The sequence below is a fragment of the Pseudanabaena biceps PCC 7429 genome (assembly GCF_000332215.1).
Classification (GTDB): domain Bacteria; phylum Cyanobacteriota; class Cyanobacteriia; order Pseudanabaenales; family Pseudanabaenaceae; genus Pseudanabaena; species Pseudanabaena biceps.
In genome coordinates this window covers 1-7,234 of the sequence record NZ_ALWB01000249.1, presented here as the reverse complement: position 1 = coordinate 7,234, position 7,234 = coordinate 1, and the positions used below count along the sequence as shown (strand labels likewise).

At 41.7% G+C, this 7,234-nt stretch carries 7 protein-coding genes; 3 read left to right on the top strand and 4 right to left on the bottom strand.

Annotated features, from left to right (window positions below; translation table 11 throughout):
- Positions 1–125 precede the first annotated feature (125 nt).
- Positions 126–848, bottom strand: coding sequence for a bifunctional sterol desaturase/short chain dehydrogenase (locus PSE7429_RS19865; protein WP_009629141.1), 723 nt, complete (start codon positions 846–848; stop codon positions 126–128).
- A gap of 457 nt (positions 849–1,305) precedes the next feature.
- On the opposite strand from PSE7429_RS19865, the gene PSE7429_RS19860 reads away from it, so the two are divergent.
- On the top strand, positions 1,306–2,310 hold the full coding sequence (locus PSE7429_RS19860) for a pentapeptide repeat-containing protein (RefSeq protein WP_100228996.1): 1,005 nt from the start codon (positions 1,306–1,308) through the stop codon (positions 2,308–2,310).
- A 150-nt stretch (positions 2,311–2,460) separates the two neighbouring features.
- On the opposite strand, the gene PSE7429_RS19855 is transcribed toward PSE7429_RS19860, so the two are convergent.
- The 3 genes from PSE7429_RS19855 to PSE7429_RS19845 form a co-directional block, all read right to left on the bottom strand.
- Entirely contained in the window at positions 2,461–2,721 is a 261-nt protein-coding gene (locus PSE7429_RS19855; RefSeq protein ID WP_009629139.1) for a hypothetical protein, read from the bottom strand.
- A gap of 450 nt (positions 2,722–3,171) precedes the next feature.
- Positions 3,172–4,626 carry a sugar transferase gene (locus PSE7429_RS19850; protein WP_009629138.1) on the bottom strand — a complete coding sequence of 485 codons (1,455 nt, stop codon included), beginning with the start codon at positions 4,624–4,626 and terminating at the stop codon, positions 3,172–3,174.
- A 172-nt stretch (positions 4,627–4,798) separates the two neighbouring features.
- A complete protein-coding gene (locus PSE7429_RS19845; protein ID WP_009629137.1) occupies positions 4,799–5,566 on the bottom strand; it encodes a WecB/TagA/CpsF family glycosyltransferase in 768 nt (255 codons plus the stop codon).
- 322 nt (positions 5,567–5,888) lie between these two features.
- On the opposite strand from PSE7429_RS19845, the gene PSE7429_RS19840 reads away from it, so the two are divergent.
- Both PSE7429_RS19840 and PSE7429_RS19835 read left to right on the top strand, forming a co-directional pair.
- Positions 5,889–6,311, top strand: a complete 423-nt coding sequence (locus PSE7429_RS19840; protein WP_009629136.1) for a tetratricopeptide repeat protein — start codon at positions 5,889–5,891, stop codon at positions 6,309–6,311.
- A 246-nt stretch (positions 6,312–6,557) separates the two neighbouring features.
- Positions 6,558–6,770: a hypothetical protein gene (locus tag PSE7429_RS19835; RefSeq protein ID WP_009629135.1), complete on the top strand. Its 213-nt coding sequence runs from the start codon at positions 6,558–6,560 to the stop codon at positions 6,768–6,770.
- Positions 6,771–7,234 lie beyond the last annotated feature (464 nt).

The following is a 7,234-nucleotide window of genomic DNA, read 5'->3' as shown; positions in this document are numbered from 1 at the left end:
TCTATTGGGGTTTGATTTTTGTCCTAACATTACTAACTATAGCTATAAAAGCTATAAAAACTAAACCTAGTAAGGGTTTTCAAGTTAAGAAATGGCGTAGCCATTTCTTAACTTTGTATTATAAGTTATGGGAGAGAGCGAGAAAATACCCGAAAATAGAGCGATCGCCAAAATTCTTTGAGCGGGTAGGCAATAAAGGTAATGGGATTAATAGTAACGATAATATCGCGAAATCCGTACTGAGCTAAAGTAGCGATCGCCCAAGCTACAAAACTCGCTGACATCACGCCATAGGGATTGAGATCGCTTTTGAAAGGACCCAAAATCAATTTACGAATCAGGCAAGGGGCATCAAGGCGACGCAACGTCACCAGATCGCCGATCGCACGCTTCGAGAGTTCGTACAATGGGCTGAAGGCAGGATTAACTTCCGCTTCCGATGTATTTACCCAGATTTCTTTTGAAGTTATGGATTTATCTTCGGATTTATCTGCGGTTAAGGACTCTAGGAATAAATCCATCCAACGGAAAACAGAAAAGGTATTAACCTCATAGGATTTGTAAATTGATGCGGAATCTCTCGCCCCCAATAAATTAATGCCATGATTGAGGATGAGAATATCCACTTTTTGCAAGCGATCGCGTAGAGCCGATTCGTTACCTAACTGCCATGTCAAAACCTCTATTTCGCGATCGGTTTGGCGATCTGCCTCGGCAGGGAAAGTAGCCTGCGGCGAAGTCGTTAACGCAATCACCTGCGCTCCGCGCTTAGAAAGCTCTGACACCAAAGCCCGACCCATCGTTCCTGACGCGCCCGTAATCGCTATTACTTTGTCTTGAAATGACAAGTCGCTACCCTACATTCTTGCTACGAATTTAAACCTACTACAAAAATATGCCCTTCACGATCTAAATCGCGATTTAGATCGCGATCTAAGCGATCGATCTTGTCCCCATCCCACCTACTCCCTTCCCACTAAAGAAATAGAAATATAAAACCAATTCACGAAAGTGTTGTCACACTTTCGTGAATTAAAAACAACAACCAGTAAGGGTTTTCAAAGCTCAAAAGGGCTACGCCCTTTTGAGCTTTGGTATAAAACCAAGAATTAGCGGTGCGGTGCGAAGCCCCGCACCGTCTAATTTTTCACTAGCAAGGGAGTAGCTGGAAAGCCTTATAAAACCTCATGGTAATTTTATTTTTATTGCTGATTTTTTCTTGTTTCCCAAAATATGGATTAGTGGGAGCATAAACCATCGATAAGCTCATCCATTAGCGAGAGCATGGTGCAAAAGGCGAGATATATGGGAAACTCAGAGCATCTGGCAATATTAAAACAAGGCGTAGCTGGGTGGAATAGATGGAGACTAGAAAACCCTGAAACTATTCCCAATCTGAGTGGCACTAATTTGAGACGAGCCAATCTGCGCGAAGCGGATTTAAGTGGCGTAAATTTGCGTTGGACAAATCTGAGTAATGCCAATTTATTAGGTGCAAATCTCAGTAGTTCCGATCTTGTCAAAGCAAATCTGCGAGAAGCTGATTTATATAAAGCAAATCTCAAGGATGCAGAAGTTAGTGGCGCTTATTTAAGTAGAGCCCATTTACGCGAAGCCTGCTTGCAGAGATGCGATCTGAGTTTAGCCAATTTGCAAGGAGCCGATCTCACTAATGCTTATTTTAGTGGCGCAAATCTGAGCGGAGCTGACTTAGATGAGAGCGATTTAAGCAATGCCAATTTAAATGAGACCAATCTAAGTAATGCTATTTTAAGCAATGCTAATCTCACCAATGCCGATCTTCGACGCAGTGACTTAACCAACGCCAATCTAGAATATGCTAATCTTAGCAATTCAAATTTATCTGACTCAAAAATATGTACTGCTAATTTGAGTCATGCCAATTTGCAAGAATGCGATCTGAGTAATACGACTATTAATCAATCAAATTTAAGTCACGCTAATCTTGCCGATTCAATTCTTAGTAATGCCAATTTGAGTAATGCCAATTTGAGTTACACCAATCTCAAAAATGCTGTTCTAAGTAATGCCATTCTTAGCAATGCCGACCTGAGTAGGAGTAATTTGGAAGATACAATTCTAAGCGATGCAATTTTAAGCAATGCGAATCTGAGCGGTGCTATTCTCACGGGCGCACAACTCGTTTCAGCAAAGCTAGATGCAGCATTTTTGATCGGTACTAATTTAGTCAAGGCTAACTTGAGGCTAGCTACTCTAAATGGAGTTAGTTTATCTGAAGCTAATCTATTCGGCACAATTATGCCCGATGGTTCAATACAAAATTGCTAAATAAATTAAAAACTAAACCTAGTAAGGGTTTTCAAGATAAGAAATGGCGTAGCCATTTCTTATCTTGGTATTATTTACACTTGACGACAGCATATCGAGAAAAGCGATCACTAGTCATCCCATTCAGCTGAAAGCCCTTAAGGCTTTCCATTACTCCTTGGGTTTGCCACCAATATCTCCATCCCCATCAATATCGCGACCAGTGGCAGTTTCTAAGGCATCGATCGCTTTTCCAGCAGAATCTTTGGCAACCGCCCCAACATCGGTATTTAGGACATCGGTAACTTTTTTCAAATTCTCTTCGCCCACAACTCCTTCAACCTTATCCTTAATTCCTTCAGCAACTTCTCCAGCCTTTTGCTGTAGCCCGCTTACAAATCCACCAAATCCTGATTTTTGTTCTTCACTCATTTTGGGTAATCCTCAAGATTTTAGGTTAATTTATAGTAAGTAGTTCGGCATAATTGAAAACCCTAAACCATAGAGCATACTGTCCGCTAAGCGGGCGGTATACTCTTCTAGATTTTAAGTTTGCTTATGCTTACCTACTTAACAGTATAGTCTGAGAGTCTTGAGCAATGATGTTCTCGACAATACTTTAAAGTATGGATTTTTCGGTAGTCCGAAGAAAAAAAGGATTTAAATGAGTAAGGATAGGCGGCGCAAAGCGCCACCCATCCTTACTCATTTAACGTGAGTTCGGAATAATTTGAAACGGGCTTTGAGAATTTACCAACTTAACCCAAACTGACGTTATACCAATTCACGAAAGTGTGACAACACTTTTGTGAATTAAAAAGCAAACCTAGTAAGGGTTTGAAAAACTAAAAATGGCTACGCCATTTTTAGTTTTGATATTACTTAATATGCTCCCTTGCCAAAGAGAACTAGTCTTAGCGTTTCAATGAGAATTTCCAAATCAAAGTTGAGCGTCCAGCGATCGATATAGAACAGATCTAGTTTGGCGACATCATCAATTGTATCCAGTTCCGATCGCCCCGATATTTGCCATAAGCCAGTTATCCCTGGCATTACTAAATGTCTTGTATGATGCCAATTACTAAAGCGAGCCACATCGCGTACAGGTAAAGGACGGGGACCAACAAGACTCATTTGTCCTAATAGTACGTTAAATAACTGCGGCAGTTCGTCAAGGCTGGTGCAACGCAAAAAATGTCCGATGGGAATAATACGAGGATCCCGTTCGATTTTAAACATAACTCCATCCGAACTCTTGTTAAGATGCTCTAGTTCGGATTGACGACGATCGGCATCCATAAACATGCTGCGAAATTTCCACATCCGAAAGGATTGACCTTGAAGCCCCACCCGATCTTGAGTATAGAATATGCTTCCTTGAGAACTGGCTTTAATAGCGATCGCAATTCCTATAAATACAGGCGATAAAACGATCAATCCGAATAACGAGGCAACCAGATCGAAACAGCGTTTAAAGATATATTCCCAATTTGCCAATAAATTTGACTCGATCCGAATCATGGGCATTGACGCAAAAATCTCTGGAGTCCCCCGTCGATGCAGCAGCATGAGGCTAGAGGGGATTAACCTTAATCCAATACCTGCATTGCGAAGTTGCCAATATAATTGCGAAGCTAGCTGCGTTTCGGGTAATCCTTCTGCAATTACTTCCTTAGCACCAGAGGTGATGATGGCTTGCATGGCGTGAGAGCTATTGGCAAGAGCCGAAGTAAGCACTCCCACAACTTTATAACCCGTTCTTTTTTCAATAACCTTGGTTAAGTAGGATATCCGATCGCTTGGAGCAATGATGAACACGGGGGTATGGGCTCTGGCGATTGGGAATTGATCGATAAGTATGGTTAGCAGAAGTCGCAAACCAATAATCATTAGTACGCTACCGATCCAAGCAGGGAGGAAAAGCGATCGCGGCGCATCGACCGTAGGGTTATAAAAATAGCTAATGACTAACGATGATAGGTATACGCTACTTATAAACTGTCCCTGCTTTACATAGTTACGCCATTGGGACTCCCCCCGATAAAAGTTGTGATAGGCAAATCCCGCCACGATCGCCACCGCAAAAGCCCAAAACAACCCTGTCAATCCTGCGAACTCGCCCCAATTTAGTTCGGGTGGGAGTGGAGAAAAGCCTTGATTTAGACTCAACGACCCCTTCCAAGCGATACCTAATCCCAAAATATCGCTAGCAATTAGTAATATCGTTCGCATCCAGTTAAATTCAAAACCAGACCATGGCTGGATTTGATGACATGCCCGAATATCATACTTTTTGACATGCTTATCGGTTGATTGGCGATCGCTACTCACTCTCATGATCCTCTTCTGCTCTTAACCTGATTTTTCATCGCAAATTTGCTTAGTTAAGTCCCTGTTGGTTATCTTGCCCAAATTTGAGCTATAGCTGTCGCTATTCGGACAAATCAAAACCACAAATATGAGTGGCGGCGCGAAGCGCCGCCACTCATATTTGTGGTTTTATGTCTAGCTACTTACTTAACAGTCGCTGCAAATGTTGCTTAGCAAACAAAAAAAGAAAGCAGGGGTTATTAATTAAGTATCTTTGCCATAGACGCTTTGGCTCCTGCACAAAGCGATATAACCATTCCAAGCCGATCGCCATCATCCATCGAGGTGCTTGCGAAACCTGCCCGCTATGGAAATCAAAGGCAGCACCGACCCCAACCATTACCATTGATAGTTTTGGTTGGGCATAACTCATCCACAACTCTTGCTTAGGACAGCCAAGGGCAACAAACAACACTTTTGCACCAGATTGAGCAATAAATTCGATATCTTCATCCAACTGGGATTCAAAGGCAGGGTTGTGCAGATCTAGATAGGGAGGGGCATGTTTACCCGCGATCGCTAAATCAGGAAATCGCGACCTTAAGTTCTGCTCTAGTTTGTCTAGGGTTACCGCCGTTGCCCCAAATAGATAGATCGGCAGATTTTCCCGCGCCGCACGATCGCATAGGGCAAGCATTAGATCGGGTCCATAGACTCTTTGTTGATTTCCTATTCCCAGCGATCGCAATCCCCATACCAATGGCATCCCATCTGGGGTAACGATCTCAGCATTTGCCAATACCTGACAATAGGTTTCATCCCAATAGGCACTCATTACTACATGGACATTTGCAGCCACGATATAACAGGATTTATGATCTTGGACGAGGGTAGTAAGGCGATCGCAAATCTCGGTATAGCTAGTTGTGTCAATTCCAACATTCAGAATAGGTATACGCTGGCTCATAGAGAAATTATGCCCTCAGGCAAGTGCTGACTTCGCTCAACCCACCCATATCGATAGCTCCGCGAAGTCGAAGCATCTCACAACTCATTTATACCAAGTTAAGAAATGGCTACGTCATTTCTTAACTTAGCATTATACCAATTCCCAAAAGTGTGGCTACACTTTTGGGAATTGAAAACCAAACCCAGTAAGGGTTTTAAAATCACAAAATGGCTACGCCATTTTGTGATTTGGTATTAGATGGGTAGAAGCGATTATTGGGTAAACTATATGTTAATATCGCTAAGGCAAAAAATACGGCTTTGGAGTTTTGATTCGCTCGATGAATACAGAAATTGCAGAAGATTTATTCACTCAGGGTATAGAACGCTACAAACAGGGTGAATCTGCGGCGGAACTAATTCCTGTGTTTGAAAAAGTATGCGATCGCCAACCTAAAGTTGCTAGCGGTTGGATCTGCCTGTCTTGGCTTTATTTGCTAGATAACAATGCCAAGCTTGCGCTTAAGCCCGCGCAAAAGGCAGTTAAAATAGCGCCCGAAGATCCTCAAGGTCGCATTAATCTAGCGATCGCTATGCTAGAACTTTCTCAAAAGGGTGTGCGTGAGCAGGTAGAAGCCGCTCAAAACTGGCTCATGATTTTGAAAGATATTAAGCCCGAAATTGTTGAGAATTTTGAAGAAGGATTGCGCCGTCGTCCCGACTGGAAAGCCCTTGAAAAGGTTAGGGATTGGGTACTAAGCTAAAATTAAAACGATAAAAATTCGTTTAATAATACCCATTATCAACATTTGTTAACAAGTATCGGTTAAATTCAATAAATAACTTCATTAAAGATCATATAACTTTATAACTAATATCGATTTGTCATCAAAACTTAACAGAGGATTTTTGTCAAGGGTGTTAGGCTACCTAAATATAAATTACTGAAACTGCTAATTTTTTTAATTGCAGCTAGGGATAAATTTTTTATTTAGAAGGAAGTTAACAAAATGATCTTAGAAAATGTCAGAGTAAAGCCCGATACCCGTAACCACAAAGGCTTTTTTGTTCTTGAAGCTTCTTACAAATTGGTCAATATTGACGGAAATGGATGGGCTTTGATCTGCTTGGATGACTATGCCTGTCATTACGTCGATCCAGACGATCTTAAGTTACCCAGAGGCTGGAAAAAGACAGTCAATAACGCAGTTATAGATGCCTAGCGATCGCCTTTGTGAGGTTTCCTCCATGCTTGATGATGAAAATCTATTAAAAAAAACAAATTCGCAATAAAAAAGAGCAAACCTAAGTTTGCTCTTTTTTTATTGCTCTTTTTTATTGCTATTTTTTTATTGCAAGATTAAAGCCTAATACCAATTTCCAAAAGTGTAGCCACACTTTTGGAAATTACAGCAATTATCGATCAAACAAACCAAGGAAATTTTTGAAAGCGTTGCAAAGCAACGCTTTCAAAAATTTCCTTGGTTTGGGTTTGAGCGCAAAGCGCCATAGGACAGATCAAACCCCAAGAATTGACTGGCGGCGCAAAGCGTCGCTAGTCAATTCTTGGGGTTTATGTTCTAAGCAAACCTTCGGTTTTGAGTCTGAAACCATTTATAGCTGCTGCCAGTCTTGTTAGGACAAAATTAAACCCCAAAAGAGGGTTGCCGCGCGGAGCGCGGCAACC

Bases quoted from the DNA above. Each gene is read 5' to 3' on its own strand.
- PSE7429_RS19840 (WP_009629136.1), top strand. From the start codon at position 5,889: ATGAATACAGAAATTGCAGAAGATTTATTCACTCAGGGTATAGAACGC.
- PSE7429_RS19845 (WP_009629137.1), bottom strand. From the start codon at position 5,566: ATGAGCCAGCGTATACCTATTCTGAATGTTGGAATTGACACAACTAGC.
- PSE7429_RS19850 (WP_009629138.1), bottom strand. From the start codon at position 4,626: ATGAGAGTGAGTAGCGATCGCCAATCAACCGATAAGCATGTCAAAAAG.
- PSE7429_RS19855 (WP_009629139.1), bottom strand. From the start codon at position 2,721: ATGAGTGAAGAACAAAAATCAGGATTTGGTGGATTTGTAAGCGGGCTA.
- PSE7429_RS19835 (WP_009629135.1), top strand. From the start codon at position 6,558: ATGATCTTAGAAAATGTCAGAGTAAAGCCCGATACCCGTAACCACAAA.
- PSE7429_RS19860 (WP_100228996.1), top strand. From the start codon at position 1,306: ATGGGAAACTCAGAGCATCTGGCAATATTAAAACAAGGCGTAGCTGGG.